19 protein-coding genes and 1 pseudogene are annotated in these 25495 nt (G+C 61.3%); 13 read left to right on the top strand and 7 right to left on the bottom strand.

Going from position 1 to position 25495, the window contains the following annotated elements; translation table 11 throughout:
- Nucleotides 1-42 precede the first annotated feature (42 nt).
- Nucleotides 43-567 (bottom strand): endonuclease SmrB, encoded by a 525-nt coding sequence (smrB, locus tag LG30_RS0106190; protein WP_033129849.1) that lies wholly within the window; start codon nt 565-567, stop codon nt 43-45.
- 66 nt (nt 568-633) lie between these two features.
- Between smrB and prmB the strand changes: the two genes are divergently transcribed.
- The gene (prmB, locus tag LG30_RS0106185) at nt 634-1569 is read left to right on the top strand and encodes a 50S ribosomal protein L3 N(5)-glutamine methyltransferase (RefSeq protein ID WP_033129852.1); all 936 of its coding nucleotides are present in this window, start codon (nt 634-636) and stop codon (nt 1567-1569) included.
- A gap of 15 nt (nt 1570-1584) precedes the next feature.
- Nucleotides 1585-2673 (top strand): chorismate synthase, encoded by a 1089-nt coding sequence (aroC, locus tag LG30_RS0106180; RefSeq protein ID WP_033129848.1) that lies wholly within the window; start codon nt 1585-1587, stop codon nt 2671-2673.
- A 93-nt stretch (nt 2674-2766) separates the two neighbouring features.
- Here aroC and LG30_RS0106175 read toward each other — a convergent pair whose 3' ends face one another.
- Complete coding sequence (locus LG30_RS0106175; RefSeq protein ID WP_052100870.1) at nt 2767-3603, bottom strand: substrate-binding periplasmic protein; 837 nt, start codon at nt 3601-3603, stop codon at nt 2767-2769.
- Nucleotides 3604-3926: 323 nt separating this feature from the next.
- On the opposite strand from LG30_RS0106175, the gene LG30_RS0106170 reads away from it, so the two are divergent.
- Nucleotides 3927-5315: a DEAD/DEAH box helicase gene (locus LG30_RS0106170; RefSeq protein ID WP_033129847.1), complete on the top strand. Its 1389-nt coding sequence runs from the start codon at nt 3927-3929 to the stop codon at nt 5313-5315.
- Nucleotides 5316-5451: 136 nt separating this feature from the next.
- On the opposite strand, the gene LG30_RS0106165 is transcribed toward LG30_RS0106170, so the two are convergent.
- The 3 genes from LG30_RS0106165 to cra all read right to left on the bottom strand — a co-directional run bounded on the left by LG30_RS0106165 (nt 5452) and on the right by cra (nt 8375).
- Complete coding sequence (locus tag LG30_RS0106165; protein WP_033129846.1) at nt 5452-5679, bottom strand: DUF3955 domain-containing protein; 228 nt, start codon at nt 5677-5679, stop codon at nt 5452-5454.
- A gap of 223 nt (nt 5680-5902) precedes the next feature.
- Nucleotides 5903-7096 (bottom strand): aromatic amino acid transport family protein, encoded by a 1194-nt coding sequence (locus LG30_RS0106160; RefSeq protein WP_033129845.1) that lies wholly within the window; start codon nt 7094-7096, stop codon nt 5903-5905.
- Between the two features lie 280 nt (nt 7097-7376).
- Nucleotides 7377-8375, bottom strand: coding sequence for a catabolite repressor/activator (gene cra, locus LG30_RS0106155; RefSeq protein ID WP_033129844.1), 999 nt, complete (start codon nt 8373-8375; stop codon nt 7377-7379).
- Nucleotides 8376-8672: 297 nt separating this feature from the next.
- On the opposite strand from cra, the gene fruB reads away from it, so the two are divergent.
- The 3 genes from fruB to fruA are packed head-to-tail and all read left to right on the top strand — an operon-like array spanning nt 8673 to nt 12495.
- The gene (gene fruB, locus LG30_RS0106150; RefSeq protein ID WP_033129843.1) at nt 8673-9773 is read left to right on the top strand and encodes a fused PTS fructose transporter subunit IIA/HPr protein; all 1101 of its coding nucleotides are present in this window, start codon (nt 8673-8675) and stop codon (nt 9771-9773) included.
- The gene (gene pfkB / locus LG30_RS0106145; RefSeq protein WP_033129842.1) at nt 9773-10762 is read left to right on the top strand and encodes a 1-phosphofructokinase; all 990 of its coding nucleotides are present in this window, start codon (nt 9773-9775) and stop codon (nt 10760-10762) included. The genes fruB and pfkB overlap by 1 nt, the downstream gene beginning before the upstream one ends.
- Nucleotides 10759-12495, top strand: coding sequence for a PTS fructose transporter subunit IIBC (gene fruA, locus LG30_RS0106140; RefSeq protein ID WP_033129841.1), 1737 nt, complete (start codon nt 10759-10761; stop codon nt 12493-12495). The genes pfkB and fruA overlap by 4 nt, the downstream gene beginning before the upstream one ends.
- Nucleotides 12496-12599: 104 nt before the next feature.
- Here the strand turns inward: fruA and LG30_RS0106135 are convergent, their stop codons facing one another.
- Nucleotides 12600-13610: a LacI family DNA-binding transcriptional regulator gene (locus tag LG30_RS0106135; RefSeq protein WP_033129840.1), complete on the bottom strand. Its 1011-nt coding sequence runs from the start codon at nt 13608-13610 to the stop codon at nt 12600-12602.
- A 224-nt stretch (nt 13611-13834) separates the two neighbouring features.
- Between LG30_RS0106135 and LG30_RS0106130 the strand changes: the two genes are divergently transcribed.
- The 5 genes from LG30_RS0106130 (at nt 13835) to lamB (ending at nt 22743) form a co-directional block, all read left to right on the top strand.
- A complete protein-coding gene (locus LG30_RS0106130; RefSeq protein ID WP_238566386.1) occupies nt 13835-15583 on the top strand; it encodes a class I mannose-6-phosphate isomerase in 1749 nt (582 codons plus the stop codon).
- A 113-nt stretch (nt 15584-15696) separates the two neighbouring features.
- The gene (locus LG30_RS0106120; RefSeq protein ID WP_081966015.1) at nt 15697-17400 is read left to right on the top strand and encodes a PTS transporter subunit EIIC; all 1704 of its coding nucleotides are present in this window, start codon (nt 15697-15699) and stop codon (nt 17398-17400) included.
- Nucleotides 17401-17456: 56 nt separating this feature from the next.
- Nucleotides 17457-20108, top strand: a complete 2652-nt coding sequence (locus LG30_RS0106115) for a glycoside hydrolase family 38 N-terminal domain-containing protein (protein ID WP_081966013.1) — start codon at nt 17457-17459, stop codon at nt 20106-20108.
- 73 nt (nt 20109-20181) lie between these two features.
- Nucleotides 20182-21387 (top strand): MFS transporter, encoded by a 1206-nt coding sequence (locus LG30_RS0106110; RefSeq protein ID WP_081966011.1) that lies wholly within the window; start codon nt 20182-20184, stop codon nt 21385-21387.
- A 75-nt stretch (nt 21388-21462) separates the two neighbouring features.
- Nucleotides 21463-22743: a maltoporin LamB gene (lamB, locus tag LG30_RS0106105; protein ID WP_033129834.1), complete on the top strand. Its 1281-nt coding sequence runs from the start codon at nt 21463-21465 to the stop codon at nt 22741-22743.
- A 162-nt stretch (nt 22744-22905) separates the two neighbouring features.
- Here the strand turns inward: lamB and LG30_RS0106100 are convergent, their stop codons facing one another.
- On the bottom strand, nt 22906-23202 hold the full coding sequence (locus tag LG30_RS0106100) for a DUF1289 domain-containing protein (protein ID WP_052100868.1): 297 nt from the start codon (nt 23200-23202) through the stop codon (nt 22906-22908).
- Between the two features lie 214 nt (nt 23203-23416).
- Between LG30_RS0106100 and LG30_RS0106095 the strand changes: the two genes are divergently transcribed.
- Both LG30_RS0106095 and mltA read left to right on the top strand, forming a co-directional pair.
- The gene (locus LG30_RS0106095; RefSeq protein ID WP_033129833.1) at nt 23417-23974 is read left to right on the top strand and encodes a hypothetical protein; all 558 of its coding nucleotides are present in this window, start codon (nt 23417-23419) and stop codon (nt 23972-23974) included.
- Between the two features lie 312 nt (nt 23975-24286).
- Nucleotides 24287-25437: pseudogene (gene mltA, locus LG30_RS20935) on the top strand (murein transglycosylase A).
- Nucleotides 25438-25495 lie beyond the last annotated feature (58 nt).

Raw genomic sequence — 25495 nt, 5'->3', positions numbered from 1 at the left:
CTATTTCAGGACTAGACAACGCTATCGTATTCTGCCGTCGGCTTACTCTTCGATATCCAGCAGCACTAGGATGGCGCTCTCGCCCCCCCATTCCCGCGGGGCCTGATGGAAGGCGCGCACATTGGGGTGCTGGGCCAGCCAGCTCGGGATCCGCTGCTTGAGGATGTGCTTGCCGATGCCGTGCATCACCGAGGCGACGTGGATGTTCTCTTTCTGGCACAGGCTGAGCAAGGCGGCCAATTCCTGTTTGGCCTGTTGCTGGGTCATGCCGTGCAAATCCAGGTAGATCTCCGGCGGATAGATGCCGCGTTTGAGCTTTTTGAGCTCGAATTTTGACACGTCTTCGCGCACGTAACGGCTCGGGCCATCCTCCTCCAGATGGGGCTGATACTCATCGCTGAAAAAGTGGTCGACCCCAAGCTTTTCGCGGCTCTCACGCAGTTCGCGTTTCTGCTTGACCGGGCGCAACTCGGCCCTTATGGTATCTTGCTTTATTTTCCGGGTACCTTTGGCCGCATCGCGAAACAGCAGGCTTTCCTCGTCTGTGGGTGAGGGCGTTTTTTTCATCAGGTACTCGTCTTGCTCGCTATATAAGAATGCTCGGGCCGGATATTACTCGACTTGGAGGTGGATTTGGACAAGATATTTATCGATGAGGTGGTTGCCGAGATGCACACCATCCAGGACATGTTGCGCTGGGCCATGAGTCGTTTCAACGACGCCGGGATCTTCTACGGACATGGCACCGACAACGCCTGGGATGAGGCCGTGCAACTGGTGCTGCCCGCGTTACATCTGCCGCCGGACGTGGATCCCGGCATGCGCCACTCCCGCCTGACTACCAGCGAGCGTCACCGCATCGCCGAGCTCATCATCCGTCGGGTGCAGGAGCGGGTGCCGGCCGCCTACCTGACCAACAAGGCCTGGTATGCCGGTTGGGAGTTCTATGTGGACGAGCGGGTGCTCATTCCGCGCTCTCCCATCGCCGAGATGGTGGCCAACCGCTTCGCCCCCTTCCTCAAACATGAACCGACCCGGATCATGGACTTGTGTACCGGCTCAGGTTGCATCGCCATCATCATGGCCCACGAATTCCCCCACGCGGAAGTGGACGCCATCGACATCAGCGTCGATGCGCTGAACGTGGCCGAGCGCAATATCACCGATCACGGTCTGGAGCAGCAGGTCATTCCGATCCGCTCCGATCTGATGCGGGATCTGCCGGTCGGTGACAAGTACGATCTCATCGTCTCCAACCCGCCCTACGTGGACTCCGAAGACATGTCGGACTTGCCTGAGGAATTCCGCCACGAGCCTGAGCTCGCGCTGGCGTCGGGCTCCGATGGCCTCAAGCTCACCAAGCGCCTGTTGGCCAATGCCGCCGATTTCCTCAAGGATGACGGCGTGCTGGTGGTCGAGGTGGGCAACAGCATGATCCACCTGGAATCCCAATTCCCCGAAGTGCCCTTTACCTGGGTCGAGTTCGAGAACGGCGGTCACGGCGTCTTCGTGATGACCAAGGCCGAGCTCGAGCAGTACCAGCCTCATTTCGCGATTTACAAGAGCTAAGAGCAAGGAGCATCCATGGCAGGGAACAGTTTTGGACAACTCTTTCGGGTCACCACCTTCGGCGAGAGCCACGGCCTGGCGCTGGGCGCCGTGGTCGACGGCTGCCCGCCGGGGCTGGAGATAAGCGAGGCGGATCTGCAAGTGGATCTGGACAGGCGCAAGCCCGGTACCTCCCGCTACACCACCCAGCGCCGCGAGGCGGACGAGGTGAAGATCCTGGCCGGGGTGTTTGAGGGGCGCACCACCGGTACCTCCATCGGGTTGATGATCGAGAACCAGGATCAGCGTTCCAAGGACTACTCCGACATCAAGGACCTGTTCCGCCCGGGCCACGCCGATTACACCTACCACCAGAAATACGGTCAGCGTGACTACCGGGGCGGCGGCCGCTCCTCGGCGCGGGAGACCGCCATGCGGGTGGCGGCGGGGGCCATCGCCAAGAAGTATCTCAAGCAGATGCACGGCATCGAGATAGTGGGCTTCCTCTCCCAGCTCGGCCCCATCAAGGCCGAGGCGTTTGACGCCGCGCAGATCGAGCAGAACCCTTTCTTCTTCCCGGATGCGGGCAAGCTGGAGGCGCTCGACGAATACATGCGGGCGCTCAAGAAAGAGGGCAACAGCATAGGCGCCAAGGTGCAGGTCATCGCCCGCAACGTGCCGGTGGGCCTGGGTGAGCCGGTGTTCGACCGGCTCGACGCAGACATTGCCCACGCCATGATGGGCATCAATGCGGTGAAAGGGGTCGAGATCGGCGACGGCTTCGCGGTGGTGGAGCAAAAAGGCTCCGAGCATCGCGACGAGATGACGCCGACCGGCTTTGCCAGCAACCATGCGGGCGGCATCCTGGGCGGGATTTCGTCCGGTCAGGAGATAGTGGTGAGCATGGCGCTCAAGCCCACCTCCAGCATCACTGTGCCGGGCAAGACCATCAACACCAGCGGTGAGGCCACCGAGATGATCACCAAGGGTCGTCACGATCCCTGCGTCGGCATCCGTGCCGTGCCCATCGCCGAGGCCATGCTGGCGCTGGTGCTGATGGATCACCTGCTGCGCCACCGTGCCCAGAACCAGGGCGTGCTGACCCAGACACCCCAGTTGCGCTGATCTCGGTGCCGGGCACTCGGCCGATCATGCTGCACGACAAAAAAAGGCGACCCCAGGGTCGCCTTTCTCATTGTGTATTGTCGCGTATTGTCATCAGGACGCGGGCTGGCCCAAGGTGTCATCATCCGGTGTCTGGCTGCCGTCGAAGCGGCAGACGGGTGGGGCAAACGCCGCGTCCGGCGCCGGGAGGTCGGCGATGACGGCATCGATGCGGGCGAGCTCGGACTCGCTCACCGCATCCCTGGCAAACATCAGGCTGACCGGTTGCCGATGCAGCAGCAACTGGCAGTGGATGTACTGACTGGCCCCCAGCTGTGTCAGCCGATAGTTGGCGTATTGCCACTCCATGATGACGCCGTCCAGACGCCGGGCCAGCAGCAGTTCGATCAGCCGCTCGTCCGAGTTGTATTCGGTGGCGAACCTGAGGGCCGGGCAGGCCGCCGTCAACGGGGCAGGGCGGGTGCCGCGCAGCTTGCCAAGGCGCAGTTGCGTCTGCCCGCACAGATCGGTGAGGCGACGGATCCCTTGCCAGCGATCCACGTGGCCCGGGATGGGGGCGTTGCTCAGCAGCACGAAACTGGCGCGCCTGTAGGGGGCCGAGAAGCGGGCGAACTGGCGCCGCTGCGGGGTCTCTAGTGCCCCCATGGCCAGATCCAGCTGCTGCTGCTCGATCAGGTGCAGTGCGCGGGCCCAGGGCAGGTTGCGAAACTGGGGGGTCAGACCCGCCTTGTGCAGGATCTGGCGAGTCAGGGTGACATCCAGGCCGGTCAGCTCGTTCTTCTCATCGAGCTGGCTGAAGGGGGGCCAATGGTTCCAGGCCACCGAGAGATCAGCCGGGGCGGCCAGCGATGACTGGCTCAGGCCCAGCATCAGCAGCAGGCAGCCGTCTCGCAGCCTGCGCCTGATGGCACCCGGTTCGCGTCTTGTCATGCCTGTGAGCCTCCTTGCGCCCTGATGACAGGAGAATATACCCATCTAGCACCGGTTTGGCATCAGCGGCCGCTTGAAAGGGCGCCATTTCTTTGCGTTGCCGAGGCAGTCAGGATTTTTTCCCGCCGTGCTGGGAGGAGGGTCACATTTTTCTCGTGTAACAGGGCCAACTCCGTTAGACTGCGCCTCTATTCTTTCCCCTTTGCTCTGCTCCCCGGGGAAATCGTTGTTTTCTCAATAGGCCCGGATCCTGTGAGATGGCATCGGCTCAGCAGAGGAGCCCCACCACAAATCCCCGGCGCCCCTATCCCTAGCAGGTAATTATGAGTTTTTCTTCCCTCGGTCTGGCCGAACCCTTGTTGCGTGCCGTTGCCGAGCAAGGCTACGACACCCCGTCTCCCATTCAGCTGCAAGCGATCCCCGCCGTTCTGGCTGGCCGCGACCTGATGGCGGCGGCCCAAACCGGGACCGGCAAGACCGCAGGCTTTACCCTGCCGATGCTGCAGCGTCTGATGGAGAGCAAGCGTAAAGTTTCTCCCAACCGGATCCGTGCCCTGGTACTGACCCCGACCCGCGAGTTGGCCGCCCAGGTGGGCGAGAGCGTGCGCAACTACGGCAAGCATCTGCCGATGCGCAGCCACGTGGTCTTCGGCGGTGTCAGCATCAACCCGCAGATGATGGCGACCCGCCGTGGTCTGGACGTGCTGGTGGCCTGTCCGGGTCGCCTGATGGATCTCTACAACCAAGGCGCCGTGCGCTTTGACGAGGTGGAAATCCTGGTGCTGGACGAAGCGGACCGCATGCTCGATATGGGCTTCATCCGTGACATCCGCAAGATCCTGGCCCTGATGCCGAAGCAGCGTCAGAACCTGCTGTTCTCCGCGACCTTCGCCGAAGAGATCCGCGAGCTGGCCACCGGCCTGCTCAACAACCCGGCGGTGATCGAAGTGGCCCCGCGCAACAGCACCGCCGAGCGTATCGAGCAGCTGGTACACCCCTGTGACAAGGCCAACAAGATCGCGCTCTTGAGCCATCTGGTCACCAGCAACGACTGGCAGCAGGTACTGGTGTTCACCCGTACCAAGCACATGGCCAACCGTGTTGCCGAGACCCTCGACAAGAACGGCGTCAGCGCCGCCGCCATCCACGGCAACAAGAGCCAGGGTGCCCGTACCCGTGCCTTGGCCGGTTTCAAAGATGGTAACGTCAAGGTGCTGGTCGCGACCGACATCGCCGCCCGCGGTCTGGACATCGACAAGTTGCCGCAAGTGGTCAACTTCGAACTGCCCAACGTGGCGGAAGACTATGTGCACCGTATCGGCCGTACCGGCCGTGCCGGCGCCGCCGGTCACGCCATCTCCCTGGTCGCGGCCGATGAAGGCAAGCTGATCAAGGCCATCGAGCGTCTGACCAAGCAGAACATCAAGTGCGAGCAGGTGGCTGGCTTTGAAGCCTCCCGCGAGACGCTTGACAACATCGCCCGTGGCATTGGCGCGCCGCTGCGCAAAGAGCCGCGTGATCCGAGCGAAGAGCGCCGTGCGCCGCGTCCGCAAGGTCAGCGTCAGGGTGCCGGTCGTTCCGGCAATGCTGGCGGTGCGCGCACCGGCGGCAATGCGGGCAAGCCCAAGCCGCAAGGTGGACAGCGTCCGGCCGAGGGGGCCGCCAAGCCGGCCCAGGCCCGTCGTCCACGTCGCGCCAGCCACAACCAGTAAGCGGTTGAGGGTTCGCCCTCATCCTCCCACCGGTTGATAGAAAAAGCCCTGCCAGTTTGGCAGGGCTTTTCTGTGTGTGCCGTTCGCCGGGAGTCCGGCGTTTCAGTCGAGGGCTGAAACGGTTTGCAGCGCCGCCTCAGCGGGCTTGCTTATCCGCTTTCGCGCGTTTCTGTCTGCACGATGCCCTGAGCGCGCCGAAGAGGGCGAGCAGTATCCCCATGAAGATGAACAGGAAGCCGATGGGCAACAGGCCGAACGGCTCATGCAGATAACCCTGGCTATCCACGTATGAGCCGATCAGCTGGAAGCTGATGAGGGAGATCACCCCGAGTGCCGTGAACAGCGCCGCCAATTTCATCATCATATTATCTCGTGGTCTTGGAAGAGGTCCCAGCCTGTCATGGCAGAGTGAAGTGAATATGAAGTGGGGCTAAAGAGTATTTCAGCGGCAGACTGCCTGATGCGTTGGTCACAGCTATGGGGCAGACCCTGCCAGCGCCAGCATCGGCCTTGTGCGAGGTGTCAGCAGGAACGAAAAAGCCCCGCCAGGTTGGCGGGGCTTCTCTTTTTCCATCCAAGGATGAGGATCAGAGCGCTGGCAGCAGCCCCAAGCTGACGCTCACCTGGACGCCGACGATCAGCACCCCCATGGCACCGGCCAGCCCCAGGGCCAGCACGCCACCCGGGGCGCGGTAGTGGTGCGCCTCGGCCCGCTTGCGGCTCTGCCACACCAGGGTCACCGGCAGCAGTACCGCCAGCACCGCCAGGGCGATGGCGGCATAGCCCAGCGCCATGATGAAGCCCTGCGGGAAGTAGAGCGCGAACAACAGCGGCGGCACGAAGGTGATCATGCCTGTCTGGATACGGCCGCTGGCATTGTCCTTGCGGCGGGTCACCTTGGCCATAAAGTCGAACAGCCCCAGGGTCACCCCGAGGAAGGAGGTGGCGAGCGCCAGGTCTGCGAACAGGTGCATCGCCTGATTGAACGCCGGCCAGCTGACCAGGTTGCCGACGCTGGCCAGCAGGCTGTCGAGGGCCCCGCCGGTCTGGATCAGGGTCTGTTGACCGAGCAGCCCCAGGATGGCGACCTGCCACAGCACGTAGAGGATGAGGGGCAGGGCGGAGCCCCACACGAAGACCCGGCGCAGCTGCTTGGGGCAATCGCCGAGGTAGAGCATCACGCTCGGAATGGAGCCGTGGAAGCCGAACGAGGTGAAGATGACTGGCAGGCCCGCCAGCAGCAGCCCCTGGCCGAGCGGCATGGAGAGCAGGTGCTGGCCCTCGGTGCGCGGCAGCAGCAGCGCCAGCACCCCTACCATGATCACCAATTTCACGGTGAACATCAGCCGGTTGAGGTAATCCACCTGCTTGGTGCCCACGCACACCATGCCGCCAAACAGCAGGGTGAAGGCCCAGGCCGCCTGCTCCTGGCTGACGGTGGTGCCGGCATCGGCCAGCGCCTGCGCCAGCAGGCTGCTGCCGCCGCTGATGTAGGCGGAGGCGAGCGAGTAGAACAGCATCAGGATGCAGAAGGAGGCGATGCGCTTGCCCCAGGGGCCGAGCAGGTGATCCGCCAGCTGGTGCAGGTACCACTTGCCGGTGTTGAGGCTGGCTTCCACCTGCAACATGGCGGTGAAGGCCATCAGCGCCCAGAGCCCGATCATCAAGAGCAGGGTGGCGGGGCCGCCGAGGGAGGAGGAGGCCAGCGGCAGGGCCAGCATGCCGGCGCCTATGGTGGTGCCGGCAATCAACAGGGTACAACCCAGGGTTTTGGTGTTCATGTGTCCATCCGAGATCAGAGAAAGAGTGCCAGAAGCAGAGTCAGGAGGCGCCTCCGGGGCTGAGGCCGGAGGCTAGCAATATCGGAGTGGACGCATCGTTACGAAAAACCGCTCGTTTGTAAAAGATGGTTGCCACGTTAGCGGATCAAAATAGCGGAGACAAGCCTATTACGGCAGATCTTGTGCTGTGAGGTGGCAATAAGTGGAAATAAAAGATGACAGAAAGCGGATTATTTGGTGAAAAAGCGCGCCGACGGCGGTTGCCGCCAGCGCGGTGGCCTCAGCGGCGACGCTTGAGGGTGCGGCTGATGTAGTGCAGGCCGCAGTGGTATTCGCCGTTGATGGCCTTGAGCGCGAGGGTGAGCGCCTGGCCGGCCAGGGCGTCGTGCTGCTGGGGCAGGGAGTTGATGCCGAAGGGGAGGAAGTCCAGCAGGCGATCGTCACCGAAGGTGGCCATGGCGAGCCGGCTCATGTCGGTCTCCTGCTCCAGCAGGTAGTCCAGCACCCCCTCCATCAATATGTAGGAGGTGGCGACCAGCGCCTCGGGCAGCTGACCGAGCCGCAGGTGCAGCTCCTTGATTAGCCGATAGCCCTCGATGCGGGAGAAGTGCTTCCCCTCGCAGATGTGGGGCGCCGGCTGTGACGCGGCGGCCTGCTGAGCCAGCGCCTGCTCGAAGCCCGCTTTCCGCTCCTGGCTGATCGTGAGGCTGGGCAGCGCTGTGATCAGTGCCACATGCCGGATGGCCGGGGTGAGCAGGGAGGCGGTGAGATCGAAGCTCGCCTTCTGGTTCTCGCTCGCCACAGTGACGAAGTGATCGGCGGCCATGGCCCGATCGATGGCCAGGATCTGGACGCCATGGGCCTGCTGCTGCAGGTAGAAGGGATCCTCCGGCGGCAGGCAGCTCGCCACCAGCAGCGCATCCACATGGCGGCTGACCAGCATCCTGGCCAGCTCCTTCTCGGTATCCGCCTCATCTTCCGAGCAGACGATCAGCAACTGATAGCCCTGCGCCCGCGCGCCCTGCTCGAGCCGCTTGGCGAGCTTGGCATAACTGGCGTTCTCGAGATCCGGCAGGATGAATCCCAGGGTGCGAGTCTGGCCACCGCGCAGGGAGGCGGCGCGGCTGTCCGGTTGATAGTTGTGGGCATTGACCACCGCCATCACCTTGTCACGGGTGGCCTGGCTGATGCGGTATTGATTGGCCTTGCCGTTGATCACATAGCTGGCGGTGGTGCGCGAGACACCGGCGAGGGCGGCGATTTCATCCAGTTTCATCATCTTGGCTCTGTTTGAGTTGCAAGGTCCGCGACGACCCAGGGTAGGGACACCGAAAAGTGTGCGCGGGATCATATCATTGAAAAGCACTCGGCGTCGGCACTTGAACAATCAGCTGAAACGATTCAGTCTGAGTGTAAGTGAAACGATTCAGCTTGTCAGCAGGCAATGGGTGACCGGGGTTGAAAAGCCGCCCTGGATCACCGAAGGACGCAATCCAGTCTATTGTCAGCAGGCAAATTACCCGAGTGTTAAGCCGGACCGCCAGCAGGCGAGGCCGGCACCTGATGGAGAATCTCTATGTTGAAGTTGGTGCAGCAGCAGATCCTGCTGGGGCAATCGGTGGCGACCAAGGCGGATGCCATCGCCCTGCTGGCAGGCAAACTGACCGAAGCGGGTCTGGTGGAAGCGGGCTATGTGGACGGCATGCTGGCCCGGGAGGCGCAGCACGCCACCTACCTCGGCAGCGGCATCGCCATTCCCCATGGCACCACGGACACCCGTCATCTGGTCAAACACACCGGCGTCATGGTGGCCCAGTTCCCCCAGGGCATCGAGTGGGACCAGGGGCAGATCGCCTACGTGGCCATCGGCATCGCCGCCAAATCCGACGAGCACCTGGGGATCCTGCGTCAGCTCACCCATGTGCTGGGTGACGAGCAGGCGGCGGCGCAACTGAAAACCGCCACCGATGCCGACACCATCATCAATATCCTCACCGGCGCGACCGCGGCCAAAGAGGTGCAATACCTGACCCTGGCGGACTTCCCGGCCGACGATCGCGACCAGCTGCTGCTGGGAGCCGCCGCCCGCGCCAAGTCCGCCGGCTGGGGGGAGGCCGCCATGGTGACTTCCTTGCAGGCCAGCGAGCCGGCCTACCTCGGCGAGGGGATCTGGCTGGCCCGCACGCCAGCCATCCAGACCGGTTGGGTACTGGCGACCCCGAGCACGCCACTGCAGGCAGGGGAGTTGCCGGTCGGCGCCCTCTTGCTGCTCTGCGCCAGCGATGCCAGCCATCTGCCCCAGCTGGATAACCTGGCTAGGTTGGCTGCCGCCGGTCAGCTCGAGACGCTCGCGGGCAGCGACGGATTGGCCATGCTGCAATCGGGCCCGGCCAGCGGTCTCTCAGAGACCTTCACCATCATCAACCCCCATGGCCTGCACGCCCGCCCGGGCGCCATGCTGGTCAAGGTGGCCAAGGAGTTTGCATCCGACATCCGGGTGGCGAACCTGGATGGCAGCGGCGAAGCCGTCTCCGCCAAGAGCCTGATGAAGGTCATCGGCCTTGGTGTCAAGTGCGGTCACCGTCTTGCGTTCCGTGCCGAAGGGGCGGATGCCGAGGCGGCCCTCAAGGGGATAGGCGAAGCCATTGCCGCCGGTCTGGGCGAGGGGGCACACTGATGGACATAGTGACCATCACCCTCAACCCAGCGCTGGATCTCACCACCCGCCTAGAGGCCATGAGCCTCGGCGAGGTGAATCTGGTGAGCGAGGCTCACTTACGCGCCGCGGGCAAGGGGATCAACGTCGCCATGGTCCTGAAAGATCTCGGCCGTGACGTGGGCCTGACCGGCTGGCTCGGCGAGGATAACCAGCAGAGCTTCGTCTCTCTGTTTGCCGAACGCTCACTGGCCGATCACTTCGTGCGCGTGGCGGGCAGCACCCGCATCAACGTGAAGATCTCCGAGCAATCGGGTCGAGTCACGGATCTCAATCTGCCGGGGCTTGACGTGCACCAGGCGGAAGTGGCCGCGCTGGAGGCCGAGATAGAGAAACTGGCGCCGCGCGCCGACTGGTTCGTGCTGGCGGGCAGCCTGCCCAAGGGGGTCGAGCCTGGCTACTGCGCCAAGCTCATCAGCCTGCTCAAGGCCAAGGGCAAGCAGGTGATCTTCGATTGCAGCGGCGCGGCCCTGAGCGAGGGCATCAAGGCGGCGCCGACCCTGGTCAAGCCCAATCTGGAAGAACTCAGCCAGTGGGCAGGTCGCCCCATCAAGACCCTGAGCGATCAGGCCGACTGTGCCCGCTCCCTGCAGGCCGCCGGTATCCCCCATGTGGTGATCTCCAATGGCGCCGACGGCCTCATCTGGTTTGGCCCCGATGCCGTCTGGCAGGCCATTCCGCCGCGCATGAATGTCATCAGCACTGTGGGTGCCGGCGACTCCCTGGTGGCTGGGCTGGCCCATGGCCTCAGCCTTGGCTGGGCGCCGGAGCAGACTCTGCGCCTGGCCACCGCCGTCTCTGCCTTGGCGGTGAGTCAGGTGGCGGTCGGCTTTGACGATATCAAGGTACTCACCCCTTTACTCGAGCAGGTGCGCGTGCAGCGTCTGGATGACCTGGCACCGGCTCAATCCAATCCCCTTTCGATGACACACTCAGGAGATGCCCAATGAAAGCAATTCTGGTTACGGCTTGCCCGGCGGGCATTGCCACCAGTTTTCTCGCTGCAAAACGGATAGAACAGCAGGCCAAGCTGGCGGGCTGGGAGCTCACCCTCGATGTCGGCTCCAGCGTCCAGCCCCGGCAGGCGCCCTCGGCCGATGAAATCGCCGCCGCCGACCTCATCCTGGTGGTGGCCAGCGGTCCGGTGGATCTCGCCGCCTATGACGGCAAGCGCCTCTATCAGGGCAGCATGGATCTCGCCCTGCAGGATCCGGCCGCCGTGCTGGCCGCCGCCGAGCGCGAGGCCAGCCTCTATCGTCATCAGGTTGCTGCTGTTGCAGCCAAGCCTGTGGCGAGCAAGCCTGACACGGCCAAGCGCATAGTCGCAGTCACCGCCTGCCCGACCGGCGTGGCCCACACCTTTATGTCGGCGGAAGCGCTGGAGACCATGGCCAAACAGCTGGGCCACCAGATCCGCGTCGAGACCCAGGGCTCGGTCGGTGCCCAGAATGCCCTGACCGCGGAGGAGATCGCCGCCGCCGATCTGGTGTTCCTCGCCACCGACATCGAGGTGGACATGGCCCGCTTCGATGGCAAGCCGGTCTATCACACCAGCACGGGGGCGGCCCTCAAGAAGACCCGCGCCGAGCTGGACAAGGCGTGGACTGAGGCAAAAACCTATCGCCACAGCGGCGCCGCCGCGGCCAAGAAGGAGGAGAAGGCGGGCCCCTACAAGCACCTGCTGACCGGGGTCTCCTTCATGCTGCCCATGGTGGTGGCCGGTGGCCTCATCATCGCGCTCTCCTTCATCTTCGGTATTGAAGCGTTCAAGGAGCCGGGCACCCTGGCCGCCGCCCTGATGCAGATCGGCGGCGGCTCTGCCTTCGCCCTGATGATCCCGGTGCTGGCCGGCTACATCGCCTACTCCATAGCCGACAGGCCGGGTCTGGCGCCCGGCATGATCGGCGGTATGCTGGCCAGCTCCCTGGGGGCCGGCTTCCTCGGTGGCATAGTCGCCGGCTTCCTGGCCGGTTACAGCGCCAAGTACCTGAGTGACAAGGTGCGTCTGCCGGTCACCCTGGAGGCGCTCAAACCCATCCTCATCATACCGCTGGTGGCCAGCCTGTTTACCGGCCTGGTGATGATCTACGTGGTGGGCGGCCCGGTCGCCGGCATCATGAGTGCCATGACCACCTTCCTCAACAACATGGGCTCCGCCAACGCCGTGCTGCTGGGGGTCATCATCGGCGCCATGATGTGCTTCGACATGGGTGGCCCGGTCAACAAGGCGGCCTACGCCTTCGGGGTCGGCCTGTTGGCTTCCAAGACCTATGCCCCCATGGCGGCGGTGATGGCCGCCGGTATGGTGCCAGCCCTGGGGATGGGGATCGCCACCTTCCTGGCCCGCACCAAGTTCATCAAGGCGGAGCAGGAAGCGGGCAAGGCCTCCTTCGTGCTGGGACTCTGCTTCATCTCCGAGGGGGCCATCCCGTTCGCCGCCAAGGATCCGATGCGGGTCATCCCGGCCTGCATGGTCGGTGGCGCCCTGACCGGTGCGCTCTCCATGCTGTTCGGCTGCGAGCTGGTGGCGCCCCACGGTGGCCTGTTCGTGTTGTTCATCCCGAACGCCATCAGCCACGTGTTCATGTACATCCTGGCCATCACGGCCGGCTCGCTGGTGACCGGGGTCGCCTACGCCATGCTCAAGCGCGGCGAGGCGCAAGCCAAGCTGGCGACGGCCTGATGACTCACGAGTGAAAAAATAGAGAATGAAGAAGGCGGCCCGCGGGCCGCCTTTTTTGTTGATGGCAGAGCAGTTCCTTGGCCAGGGTGTGGGTTTTCGGGTCGTCAGGCCTGGCTGCCGCAGGATTGGCGCACCACCAGGGTGGGCGGCAGGATCAGGCTCTTGGCCGGTTCATCGTTGCCGGCGATGCGCTCGAGCAGCAGCTCGCCGGCCTTGCGGCCAATCTCCTGGGCGGCCACCGAGACGGTGGTGAGGGCGGGCTCGACCAGCGCCGTCTCCGGAATATCGTCAAAGCCCACCAGGGCGAAGTCCCGCCCTATCATCCGTTCCCGTTTGCGCAGCGCCAGCATGGCGCCGAGTGCCACCACGTCCTGATAGCAGACCGCCGCCGTCACCTCCGGGTGTTGTTCCAGCAGGGCCGTCATGGTCTGGGTGCCCTCGATCCGGCTGGCGCCGCAGGGGAGGATCCAGGCCTGGTTGGGGGCGATGCCGTGCTCGATCAGCTTGCTCATGTAACCCCCCAGCCGCTGGGAGCGGCTGATGGAGGAGGCCTGCCCGCCGATGAAGGCGATGTGGCGATGGCCGAGCCGCAGCAGATGCTCGGTCGCCAGCTGGCTGCCGAGGAAGTTGTCGGTGCCGACAAAGTCGAAGGCGGCATCCGGCACCTGGCGCACGACCAGTATGGTGGGGATCCGGCGCCGCAGCAGGCTGTCGAAGAAGCTGTGGGGGGTCGGCTGGGCGGCGCAGATCACCATGCCGGCGGCGTTGTTGCGCTGCAGGGAGTCCATGAACCGCTGCTGGCGCTCGGCCGATTCCTCGCTGTTGGCGAGAAACAGCATCAGATCATGGGCCTCCATCTCCCGGCTGAGGCCCACCGTCATCTCGGCATAGAAGGGGTTGGTGATGTCGTGCAGCAGCAGGCCGACCAGGTTGCTGCTCTTGTTGCGCAGGTTGGCGGCGGTCTGGTTGTAGACATAGCCCAGCTCGTCGATCGCCTTGAGCACCCGCTGCCGGGTCTGCTCGGAGATCCGTCCCTTGTTGCGCAGGGTCATGGAGACGGTGGCGGTGGAGATGCCAAGGTGGCGGGCGATGTCGGCTACGGTCACATTACTCATTGGGTCACTTCGTCGGTCGTGATTCGATGGTGCAGGTATATCGATTAACCCATCGCGTGTCAAATGAAGATGCTTAATTGAGATTAACCTCTCGTTTTGATTTCATTTTGGCTGCGGCGATCGAATGCTGTGAGGTTAACCTTGTTTACCAGATAGGTTTTATTGGTTAATCGATTTATCTTTCGTCCCATCACAGCATGAGAGGTAAAGCGAAGATGAAGACGATGGGGTTGCCCAATTATGACAAGTTCCCCGAAGTGAAGGTGCAGGGGTTCGATGACGCCGCCTGTCAGGGCTGGGCGAGCATAGCCCGGCGACTTCGCGAGGCGGTCGGTGAGAGCGGTCGGCGAGTCCTGGTGATCGACAGCTACCACGGGGTGGATCTGGCGCAGATCAAGGGCTGGCTCACCGAGTCGTTTGGCGCGCTGCATCTGATCGAGGTCGAGCAGGCCCGGTTGCCCGAACCCCAGATTTTTGCCATGTTGGAGCGTTTCATCACCGAGGATCGGGTGTTTGGGGTCCTGGCGCCGCACAAGCTGAGTGAATTCTTCGATCCCGCCAAGCTGGCGGCCCTGCAAGCCGAGGTGGCTGCGGTGCAGGAGGGGTTGATCGTGGTGTTGGGGGGCGGCGCCTCGCTGGTCTGTCAGGGGGATGTGCGGGTCTATGCGGATCTGGCGCGCTGGGAGATCCAGCAACGCCTACGGCGCAAGGAGATTGGCAACTGGGGCGTCGACAACCTGGATGAGGACATACTGCGCCGCTACAAGCGGGCCTTCTTCATCGAATGGCGGGTGTTCGATCGCCACAAGCTGGCCCAGTTGCCCGCTATCGACTTCCTGCTCGACACCAACGACAAGGCCAACCCGGCCATGGTGGAGGGGGAGGCGCTGCGTGGCGCCCTGCACCAGGCGGCCCATCAGCCGCTGCGACTGGTTCCCTTCTTCGATCCCGGTGTCTGGGGCGGCCAGTGGATGAAAGAAGTCTGTGATCTCGATCCAGAGCAGGCCAATTACGCCTGGTGTTTTGACTGCGTACCCGAGGAAAATAGCCTCTACCTGCGCTTTGGCTCGGTCCGGGTGGAGATCCCCTCGCAAAACCTGGTACTCCGCGAGCCGCGGGCCCTGCTCGGCGAGCAGGTGCACGCCCGCTTCGGCGCCGAGTTCCCGATCCGCTTCGATTTCCTCGACACCATGGGTGGCCAGCACCTCAGCCTGCAGGTGCATCCGCTGACCGAATACATCCAGCAGGAGTTCGGCATGCACTACACCCAGGACGAGAGCTACTACCTGCTGGATGCCGCGCCCGATGCCTGCGTCTATCTGGGAACCAGGACGGGGATAGATCCGGATGAGATGCTGGGGGATCTCGCCGCCGCCGAGCGGGGCGACAAGCCCTTCGATGACCAGCGCTTCGTCAACAGCTTCCCGGCCAAGAAGCACGATCACTTCCTGATCCCGGCCGGTACGGTGCACTGCTCCGGCTCCGGCGCCATGGTGCTGGAGATCAGCGCCACCCCCTACATCTTCACCTTCAAGCTGTGGGACTGGGGACGGGTCGGACTGGACGGCATCCCGCGCCCCATCCACCTCGAGCATGGTCGCCAGGTGATCCAGTGGGATCGCGACACCGACTGGGTGGAGAAGAACCTGGTCAACCGCATCGAGCCGCTGGGGGAGGGAGAGGGTTGGCGCGAGGAGCGCACCGGTCTGCACGAGCGCGAGTTTATCGAGACTCGCCGTCACTGGTTCTGTGTGCCGGTTGAGCACCACACCCAGGGCACAGTCCAGGTGCTGAACCTGGTGGAGGGGCGCGAGGCCACGGTGGAGAGTCCGGATCAGGCGTTCGAGCCCTTCGTGGTGCACTACGCCGAGACCTTCATCATCCCGGCCTCGGTGGGGCGCTACCGGATCCGTCCGAGCGGCGAGAGTGAAGGCCAGACCATAGCCACCATCAAGGCCTACGTCAGAGGCTGAGCCCCGGAACAGTCAATTATTTATTAAATAACAATCAGATGAGGTTATCTGCCATTCGTACCCTACATGGCAGATAACGTATTTCGCTCTCACTTAGCAAATTAGGAACAACGATGAATAAAGCTTTGTTGAGTAAACTGCAATTCTTCGCCAAGTCGATGTTATTTGCGGCTACCTTCGTGCTGCCCTTCGCAGCGATGATGATTGCTATTGGCTCCGTCGGCATGAATGAGTCCTTGTTGGGCGGCATTCCGGTCATCGGCGTGGCATTTTCATTTATTGGCAAATATATGAACCTGGCCGGCTGGGTCGTGCTCGGTAATTTGCCATTCTTCTTCGCCCTCTGTGTGGCGGCGGCCTTGACCAAAGAGAAACAGGCGGGTGCGATCGTCATCGCCGGCCTGTTTTTCCTGACCTTTCATAAGATATTGGGCGAATTGTCCCTGGTCTATTTCAGCCAGTTCAAGGGACTCACCGATATTAAGTTAGTGACGGATCTGCTCTCGCCAGAGAAGAACCCGGAATATTACAACCTGTTTGAGAACGTCTTTGGCATAGTGACGATGCGCGTCGGGGTCATAGGCGCCATCATCGTCGGTGCCCTGGCCGCCCAGCTGTGGGAGAAGTACAAGGGCTTCGATCGGCTTCCAATCTGGCTGGACTTCTTCAATGGCCAGCGCTTCACCGTGTTGATGACCTTCTTCTACGCACTGATCCTGGCCCTGGTGATCCTGTTCGTGTGGCCGCTGATCGGTATCGGCCTCGAGCACATCGCCCGTGCGGTCGAACATTCTGGCTCCTTTGTCGCCCCCTTCTTCAAGACCTTCCTGGAAGTGGGACTGCGCACCATCGGCATGCACCACATCACCAACTACGTCTTCGAATATACCCCGGTGGGCGGCACCCTCTACTCCACGCTGCAGCAGGTAAACCTGATCGGCATCGCCCAGGTGTGCCCGGCTCGCCTCGACGAAATCGTCAACCTGGTCAACCAGGGCCAGCAGGCGATGGCCATGGACGTGTTCAACAAGCCCAACATGTGCAACATGTTCTATGCCCAGGACATCACCGGCCTGTTTGCCCTGCCTGGCGCCGCGCTCGGCATGTTCTTCGCTATCCCCAAGGAGAGGCGGACCAAGAAGGTACAGGCGCTCTATATCAGCACCACGGCCGCCGTCATCTTCACCGGCTTCGCCGAGCCGCTGGAATTCATGTTCGTGCTGGTCTCCCCGATCCTCTACGTGGTGCACGTGCTGCTGCTCTCGACCTTCGCCATGATCCCTGACCTGCTCAGCTCCATCATGGGGGAGCCGGTCTTCACCTGGAAGCTGTTCGGCCTGGTCAACGTGGTGGCCTCCGGCATCCTGCAGGTCGGCGTGGTACTGGGTCGCTGGTGGGAGTTGGCGCTCTGGTTTGCCGTCGGTCTCGGTATTACCGGCATCTATGCGGCGGTATTCCGTTATTGCGTGATGAAGTTTGATATCACCGTCTTTGGGCGTGAACCTGATACGGAAGCAGACGAAGAACCGAAGAAAGAGAGCCTGCTCAGCAATATCGTCAGCAGCGATGATTCCAAATTCGCCAAGATAGTGGAGGCCCTGGGTGGGCTGGACAATATCATCTCGGTGGGTAATTGCTTCACCCGTCTGCGGGTGGAAGTCAAGGACCACAAATTGGTCAACGGGGAAAAGCGGGTCTGGATGAAATTGGGTGCCATGGACGTGGTCGTCCTCGAAGGGGGCGTGCAGGCAATATATGGTGCCAGCGTCGATAGACTCAAAACGAAGCTGGAAGATTATATCGCCGAACAGGCCTGAATATATTGCAGGAGGGAAGTCGAGCTTCCCTCTTAATAACACTTATCATCGGTAATATGAAAATGAAGAAACTTGGCCACGTTGTATATCAGACCCATTGGGATAATGAATGGTATTTCACCGATCGTGAATCTCAGGTTCAACTCGTCTACCACATGCGCGAGACGATCAAGATGCTGGAGGAAGGGGCGGTGGACCACTTCCTGCTGGATGGTCAGACGGCCATCGTCGAGGATTACCTCGCCGTCTGCCCGGAGGATCGCGGCAGGCTGGAGGCGCTGATCAAGGCGCAGCGGCTGTTTATCGGGCCATGGCACACCCAGACCGAGACCTTCGCCGTGAGTGGCGAGGCCATGATCAACAACCTGCGCCTCGGCATCGAGTATGCGAACGCCCTGGGCGGCTCTTCCATGGTCTCCTATCTGCCGGACAGCTTCGGTCATCCGGTGGATTTCCCGCAAATCTTCAATGGCGTCGGGATCACCAAGTTCTCCTTCCGCCGTGGCATGGGCGACAAGCACAAGTTGCCGACCGAATTCTTCTGGGAAGGCCCGGGCGAGAGTCGCGTCATCACCAATGTGCTGATCGATGGCTATGGCTGGTCTTACGATCCCTTCTTCAGCGGCAAGCTGCTGTCCAAGGATCTGGCATCCGAGTGCAAGACCAATACCATGACGCCGCTCGAATTGATCGCCAACAAGTCGCCCTTCGATGAATTCTTGCTGACCATGGGCAACGATCAGACGCCGATCCGGCCGGATTTCAAAGCGAAGCTGGCGCAATACAACGACGAGTCTGACGAATATCACTTCGTCGAGACGACCTTCGAGAAATACTTCGAGCGGTTGCAGGCGGTGTGCGGCGACAAGCTCCCGGTGTATTACGGCGAGTTCCTCGATACCCAATATTCCCGCGTGCACAAGTCGATCAACTCGGTGCGCTACGACATCAAGCAGCTGCAAGACAAGATAGAGCGCCTGATGACCTACAATGTGCAGCCCCTGATGGCCATGGCCGACAAGCTTGGGCTGCCCTGGGAGCAGGGGCTTGTCGACGAGATCTGGCGCCTGCTGGCCCGTGCCCAGACCCACAGCGTCTGCACCAACACCGACAGAACGAACGCCCGCATCTTCGAGCGGCTGAAGATGGCCCACGAGCTGGCCGAGAGCACCCATGTCTACCTGCTGCGCAAGCTCGCGCTGAGCTGCGAGATCCAGGCCGGCCGTTCTCCCCTGATCCTGGTCAACACCCTGCCGGAGCGCAGCGAGCTGGTCTCCAGATACCGCGTCTTCACGAAGCAGGAAGAGTTCAGCCTCTGGTATGAGGGTGAGCAGGTCGCCTACAGCGTGATCGCGCAGGAGCGGGATTATGGCGGCATCTGGCGCAAGGATGAGAGCCTGCATGATCCGGCCAAATACCATTACCTCACCGAGATAGAGGTCGCGATCAGCCTGCCGGCCCTTGGCTACAAGGTGCTGGAGGTTGACGACAGCCTCGGCTCTTGCTGCCGCACCCTGCCCAGTGCGCTCAGCGGGACGGCGATCGAGAATGCCTGCTACAAGCTGGAGATGAAAGACGGCGTGCTCAACCTGACCGACAGCCGCCTCAACCAGACCTTCACCGAGATCCTCAGCTTCGAGAATGATGGGGATGCCGGCGACAACTACGATCATTGCCCGCCAGAGCATGACTGGTGCATCGCGCTGGGTCTCGAGCAGGCCGATGTGCGGGTGATACGGCATGCCCAGTCCGAGGTGATGACCCTGACCGGGGAGTGGCGTGTGCCCCATGACCTCGAGAGCCGGGCGAAGGGATGCGCCGAGCAGGTGCTGCCCTTCGTGCTCGAGTTGGCGCTGAAGCAGGATGCCGATCTCATCGAGCTGACCCTCTCGGTCGACAACAAGAGCAAGAATCATCGCCTGCGCCTGCTGGTCAACAGCCAGATTGCGAGTCGCTTCTCCCGCGCGGGGACGCCCTTCTTCGAGGTGGCCCGTGACACTCAGCCCGCGGAATTGGCTGACTGGCGCGAGAAGGGCTTCGTCGAGGAGCCGACCACCACTGAGCCCTTGCTGAACCATGTCTCTCTGATCGGGGACGCGCATTATGCGTCTGTGTTCACCCAGGGTTGCAAGGAGTACCAGGTGGTCGGGGCCGACTTCGATCGCCTGGCGATTACCCTGTTCCGCAGTTGTGGTCACTTCGGTCTGCCGGACTTGTCGCGTCGTCCCGGCCGCGCCAGTGGCTTGGCAGAAAAGATCATCGCCACCCCGGATAGCCAGCTGCTGAAACCGCTGACATTCCATTTGGCGCTGCACATGGGTGAGCGCTATCAGGCCAATCAGATCCGGCGCCGCTATGTCAATTTCGCCAAGTCGAATGGTTATTATCATGAGCAGTCGCTGTCGCGTACCGGCGAATTCAATATCAGCTACTTCCACACCAATCCATTGGATTTCAAGGTGCCCAATCAATTCAGCCTGGGTGAACTGATGGGGACGGAGGCGGTATTCAGCACCCTGCTGAAAAATAGAGAAGGTGGTTATTTACTGCGCCTGTATAACAGCGGAGACGGTGTCATCCAGGTAGGGGAACTGCGCTCCGATATCGGCATGAAGGTGGTTTCCTCCGCCAATTTGCTGGGGCGGACCACAACTGAGAATATCGTCACGCTGAAATCAGGTCAGCTTAATAGCTATGTGATCAGCTAATAATAGGGAGAGGAGGCCAAGCCTCCTCTCCCTAACGTGCCTCACTCATTTTATATTCTGATCCGAAGACAACATGCAAAACAAAACCAGCAAGGTTGCACCGCTGTTCATATTGAATGCCACATTCTTTTTCTGGGGTGTGATAACGGCACTGACATCTGTATCGGTTCCCTATATCAAGGAACATTATTCATTAACCAATACCAGCTCCAGTTTTATTTCATTGATATTTTTTTGTGCCCCCTTTTTGGCCTCGATCCCTATGGGGTGGATCATGACGGCATTTGGCTATAGGAAGGCACTCAAGAGTTCTTATTGGCTGGCGATCCTGGGCTGCGGGATCATCATGTTCGCCTACCAGAGCCACAGTTTCAGTCTGCTCTGTGTCGGGGTCCTGTTTATTGCGCTGGCCGTTGCGGCCATGCAGGTGGTGGCAAATCCTTATCTCGCCGCGCTGGGCTCCGCTGCCTCGGTGCCTGGCAGATTGAGTCTCGCCTCCTCCATCAACTCCTTCGGCACCGTAGTGGCACCCTTGTCGGCCGCCTTTATCCTGGGTGGCTTCTACCAGTTCTCTGTGCAGGAGCAGAGTGCCAGGCTGACGCTCATCTATGGGGTACTGCTGCTGTTCATCCTCGGCTTGATCCTGCTGAGCCGGCTGACACGGCTGCCCGATGTCGAGATCAGCGGGGAGGATAAGTCTGATTTTTCTGAGAATATCAGAGCACTCTTCGGCAACAAGTTCTTCTCCCTGAGTGCGCTTGCCATCTTTTGTTACGTCGGCGCCGAAGTGGCGGTGGCGGTCAACACCGTCATCTATCTGACGGAGCCGAGCCTGGGCAATCTGTCGATAAAAGAGGCCGCCGCCTTGATCTCCCTGTACTGGGCCGGCGCCATGATCGGCCGCCTGCTGTATGGCTGCGTGGCGAGCCGGGTCAATCTGACCTACTTGATGGTGGTTTGCACCAGTATTCCGGCGAGCCTTATTTTGATGAGCATGCTGTTGTCCAATCAATACAGCGGTTATTTATTGCTGCTGATCGGTTTGACCAACTCGGTGATCTATCCGGTCATCTACTCATTGGTTATCAATAATATTCCAAAGCGGCTGATCCCTATCGCCTCGGCGGTATTGATCATGGCCGGCCTGGGCGGTGCCGTTATTCCCTCCATTCAGGCGCTGCTGTCTGATATGTCGGGGGTTATTTATGGCTTCGCCATCCCCATGCTGAGTTATCTCTATTTGTTTATTTACACGGTTAAACAACGACATCATTTTTGAGCCACCTTTGGCTTTTTAATAAGTAAGAGTAATACACCATTCGGATTGACTTTTTATCATAAGAAGGATGTACCTATGCGCGTTAAAAAATTAAAGGTGGCGACCGCCGTCGCCGCCTGCATGATCTCTTCCTCTGTGTTGGCGATAGACTTTCATGGCTATCTTCGTTCTGGTCTTGGCACCTCAGATAATGGTGACATGCAGACCATGAATAAACAGCGGGTAGGGCGTCTTGGTAATGAGGCGGATACCTATGCCGAAATGAGCCTGGGTCAGGAAGTATATAATCAGGATAATAAAACCTTCGCCTTCGATACCATGCTGACCATGTCATCGGGGCAGGAGCGTGACTGGGAGGCGGCCACCGACGAGGAGGCCGAGTTTGCGCTGCGCCAGGCCAATGTGAAGGCGACGAATCTGTTTGGCTGGAACGAAACGCTCTGGGCCGGTAAACGTTACTATCAGATCCACGATGTGCACCTCACCGATTTCGCGTACTGGGACATTTCCGGCGCCGGGGTCGGGGTGGAGCAGATCGATCTGGGCCCCGGCAAACTCTCCCTCGCCATCATCCGCAATGATCCCTGGGACGAGGTGGACAGCGATGGGGATGACGAGGGCGATGAGCACGTCAATGTGAATACCTTCGATATCCGTTATGCCGGCATTCCGGTGTGGCAGGATGCCACGCTGGAGATGGGGTATAACTTCGCCCACGTGAATGCCTCCGACAGCCAGAAAGAGAGCCTCGATGAGGTTGCCAATGGGCAGATGCTCACGGCGCAGGTGGTATGGAATGTGATGGGCGGGGTGAACAAGACGGCGGTGCAGTACTTCAGCGATGGGCTGACCGGCCAGGCCACCAACTACGGCAACGGCAGCGGCAGTGGGCTGGAGATGAGCTCCGGCGGGGGCAGCGGTTTCCGGGTGCTGAACCATGGCGCCATCAAGCTGGGCGGTGGTTTTGAGCTGGGTCATCAGATCGTCTACGCGAAGGCCAATGACCTCAGCGACTTCAATAACGACAGCCGCGTCACCACCGAATACGATGAGAAGGAGGTGTTCTCCACCGTCATTCGGCCCTCCTATAGCTGGAACCAGCACATGAAGACCTACCTCGAGCTCGGCTACTTCAAGGACAGCTGGGTGGAGAAGGGCCGTCAGCGTGAGGAGGAGGATGGATCCAAGATCACGCTGTCCCAGGCCTGGGCTCCCAGCAACGACTGGTGGGCTCGCCCTGAGATCCGGGTCTTCGCCAGCTATCTGCAGCAGGATGATGAATTCCGCCCGGATGCCGCTGGTGAGACGCAGGACGACACCTGGACCATAGGTGCTCAGGCCGAGGTCTGGTGGTAATCAGGGAGATAACGCCATCCTGAGCTGATTGAAAGGACGATATTGTGGCGGCCACTCTGCGTGAGCCGCCACGGTGTTTTTGAGGGCGTGAAGAGTCGAAACTATGCTCTGCGACTCGGCTGGATGGTAGCGGGTAGATAATGTTGATGTGGCATTCAACCGTCACCTCGGTTGAATGAACGTGCCCTGTTCGTCCTGATCGGGAAGGAGCGCGAGCTCCGCCTGTCCTCCCTGTGACTCGGCCTCTGCGGCTTCTCGCGCCTTGCGCCGCGCCGCCTCGACCCTGGCCTTGCGACCCCGACACAGCCGCATCACCTCCTGTTGCTCGGCATGGGTCATGACAAGCCAGTTGAAACGCTCCTCCCGATTGCGCAGGCAGCCCTTGCAGTAGCCCTTGTTGTTCACTTCACACACCCCGATACAGGGGCTCTGCAGCGGGAAGATCTCGAGCTGTTCCATCCATGACCTCTCACATCTTGTCACCCTGTTATAACCCAGTTGCCCGGTTTTGGAAAAAGCCGTGGGGGGATGGGCGCGATCAGTCTGGCTAACATAGCTGCCGCTGTAGGGGGCAGAGGTTCCGGACGGCCCGCGCCGAGGGGACACTCGATTCCTGATGGTGGTCATCTAAGCTTCGAGATGCAGTTCCACCACCCTCTGGAGTCATGATCCTATGAAACGCTTTAGCAAGAAAGCCGGCCTCGTCCTGATACTGCTCGCGGCCAGCGGCGTGCTCGGTGCCACCGAGATCGTCAATCACAACATCACCGAAGCTGAAATAAAGGTGGCGCAGGATGGCTGGGGCACGGCCCTGATCCAGATCAGCGATGACTATCGGGCGGGGGGGATAGAGAAAGCCAGGAGCACGGCCACTCAGGTGCTCGACAGCGCCTATGGCTATGCCAATGGGCCCGTGCTGTTCAAGCCCACCCTGGCGAGCGGGGAGCAGACCTTTCGCCTGACCAAGGCGGGGGCGCTGGCCTATTTCATCGGCCACGATCCGGCCTATCCGGCCGATACCGGCTTTGCCCTCAAGAACTGGAAGAGCTATCGCTATGACAACGCGGCCGTCTACATCAACGGCAACATGGGGCTGACCATGGGCACAGTGCACCTCGTCGATCGTGACAACAAGGAGGTCGATGTCGACAAGACCTGGGGATTTCGCAAGGGGGACGATGGCAAGGTGCGCATCGTTCTGCACCACTCCTCCCTCCCATACACTCACTGAGCTCCTCATGCCGGGCGTGGAACCACGTCCGGCACCCACCAGACCCACTGTTTGGCCGCCAGAATCTGGTCGCCGCAAGGCTATAGGATGGAGGCTAGGGCTAAATGCTCCGCAAACCGGTCAGATGATGCAATTTATGGGGCCAAGAGGGCCTTTGTTTTTGTATGATAGCGCCGCCTGCCGAGGCGCTGCGGGAATGGCCGTCCTGCCGGTGTGGGTGAACAAACGGCGCCAACTGGCTGCCTGTTACTGTCTCTGATTATATTTATCATCATTTCATGATGTTAGCGCTTTACGGTTAGATGAGGACATATGAATAAACACGCGTACTGGTTGGCCGCCGCCGTGGTCGGGCTGGCCGGTTGTGCGGGCAACCCTGAACCCGCCAAGGTGCCCCCGAAGAAGACAGGATCCGGATGCTTTCTGAACTGCGAGGTGCCGGTCAATCTGGGCAAGCAGTATCTGGACGGTGCCCTGCCAGATGATCTGGTGCGGGTCGAGCGTGTCAACAGCCGCCAGGCGTCGGACTTCAGCAAATTTGGCCCCCAGAGCCGGCTGGTGCTGGAGCGTTCCGGCAAGATGACCCGCCGCTACGGCGAGCTCTATCACCAGCTCTCCCGCTGGGTGGCGGGGGGCGGTAATCCGGACAGGATCACCCAGTACGGTATCAGCCTGGCCCAGCTCGGCGGCGCCGATCGCATGGGCAACGTGCTGTTCACCGGTTACTACTCGCCGGTGCTGGAGGTGCGTCGCCAGCCGGATGCCAAGTACAAATATCCCCTCTACGCCATGCCCAACTGCGCGGGCCGCTGCCCGAGCCGGGCCCAGATCCACCAGGGGGCGCTGGCCAACCGGGGCTGGAGCTTGGCTACAGCAAGTCCCTCATCGACAACTTCCTGATGGATGTGCAGGGCTCGGGCTTCGTGCACTACGGGGATGACGACAGGCTGCAGTACCTGGGCTACAGCGGCAAGAACGGCCACGGCTACGTGAGTATCGGCCGGGTGCTGATCGAAAGAGGGGAGGTGCCCAAGGCGCAGATGTCCATGCAGGCCATCAAGGACTGGGCCAACCGTCAGCCGGAGGCGAACGTCAAGGAGCTGGTGGAGCAGAACCCCTCCTACGTCTTCTTCGAACGTCGCCCCACCAACGACGTGATCGGCGCCGCCGGCATTCCGTTGCTGCCCATGGCAGCGGTGGCGGCCGACAAGAGCCTGCTGCCGATGGGGACACCCATACTCGCGGAGGTGCCGCTGCTCGATAAAGCGGGCAACTGGACTGGCAAGCACCAGCTGCGCCTGTTGATCGCGCTGGATGTGGGCGGGGCGGTCAAGAAGGGGCATCTCGATCTTTATCACGGCATGGGCGAGAAGGCCGGCATAGCCGCAGGCCACTACAAGCACTTCGGCCGGGTCTGGAAGCTGGGTCTGCACCACGGGCCGACCGCCGCCCCCTGGATCTGACGCCATGCGCTGGTCTAGTCCAGCAATGCGCAGTGAGCAATAAAAAAGGCTATGTCCC

Source organism: Aeromonas aquatica (assembly GCF_000764655.1).
GTDB classification, from domain to species: Bacteria; Pseudomonadota; Gammaproteobacteria; order Enterobacterales; family Aeromonadaceae; genus Aeromonas; species Aeromonas aquatica.
This window is presented reverse-complemented; position numbering and strand designations above follow the sequence as displayed.

Excerpts from the sequence above, each read along its gene's own strand:
- smrB (WP_033129849.1), bottom strand. The coding sequence starts at position 567 with ATGAAAAAAACGCCCTCACCCACAGACGAGGAAAGCCTGCTGTTTCGC.
- aroC (WP_033129848.1), top strand. The coding sequence starts at position 1,585 with ATGGCAGGGAACAGTTTTGGACAACTCTTTCGGGTCACCACCTTCGGC.
- LG30_RS0106175 (WP_052100870.1), bottom strand. The coding sequence starts at position 3,603 with ATGACAAGACGCGAACCGGGTGCCATCAGGCGCAGGCTGCGAGACGGC.
- LG30_RS0106170 (WP_033129847.1), top strand. The coding sequence starts at position 3,927 with ATGAGTTTTTCTTCCCTCGGTCTGGCCGAACCCTTGTTGCGTGCCGTT.
- LG30_RS0106165 (WP_033129846.1), bottom strand. The coding sequence starts at position 5,679 with ATGATGATGAAATTGGCGGCGCTGTTCACGGCACTCGGGGTGATCTCC.
- LG30_RS0106160 (WP_033129845.1), bottom strand. The coding sequence starts at position 7,096 with ATGAACACCAAAACCCTGGGTTGTACCCTGTTGATTGCCGGCACCACC.
- cra (WP_033129844.1), bottom strand. The coding sequence starts at position 8,375 with ATGATGAAACTGGATGAAATCGCCGCCCTCGCCGGTGTCTCGCGCACC.
- fruB (WP_033129843.1), top strand. The coding sequence starts at position 8,673 with ATGTTGAAGTTGGTGCAGCAGCAGATCCTGCTGGGGCAATCGGTGGCG.
- pfkB (WP_033129842.1), top strand. The coding sequence starts at position 9,773 with ATGGACATAGTGACCATCACCCTCAACCCAGCGCTGGATCTCACCACC.
- fruA (WP_033129841.1), top strand. The coding sequence starts at position 10,759 with ATGAAAGCAATTCTGGTTACGGCTTGCCCGGCGGGCATTGCCACCAGT.
- LG30_RS0106135 (WP_033129840.1), bottom strand. The coding sequence starts at position 13,610 with ATGAGTAATGTGACCGTAGCCGACATCGCCCGCCACCTTGGCATCTCC.
- LG30_RS0106130 (WP_238566386.1), top strand. The coding sequence starts at position 13,835 with ATGGGGTTGCCCAATTATGACAAGTTCCCCGAAGTGAAGGTGCAGGGG.
- LG30_RS0106120 (WP_081966015.1), top strand. The coding sequence starts at position 15,697 with ATGAATAAAGCTTTGTTGAGTAAACTGCAATTCTTCGCCAAGTCGATG.
- LG30_RS0106115 (WP_081966013.1), top strand. The coding sequence starts at position 17,457 with ATGAAAATGAAGAAACTTGGCCACGTTGTATATCAGACCCATTGGGAT.
- LG30_RS0106110 (WP_081966011.1), top strand. The coding sequence starts at position 20,182 with ATGCAAAACAAAACCAGCAAGGTTGCACCGCTGTTCATATTGAATGCC.
- lamB (WP_033129834.1), top strand. The coding sequence starts at position 21,463 with ATGCGCGTTAAAAAATTAAAGGTGGCGACCGCCGTCGCCGCCTGCATG.
- LG30_RS0106100 (WP_052100868.1), bottom strand. The coding sequence starts at position 23,202 with ATGGAACAGCTCGAGATCTTCCCGCTGCAGAGCCCCTGTATCGGGGTG.
- LG30_RS0106095 (WP_033129833.1), top strand. The coding sequence starts at position 23,417 with ATGAAACGCTTTAGCAAGAAAGCCGGCCTCGTCCTGATACTGCTCGCG.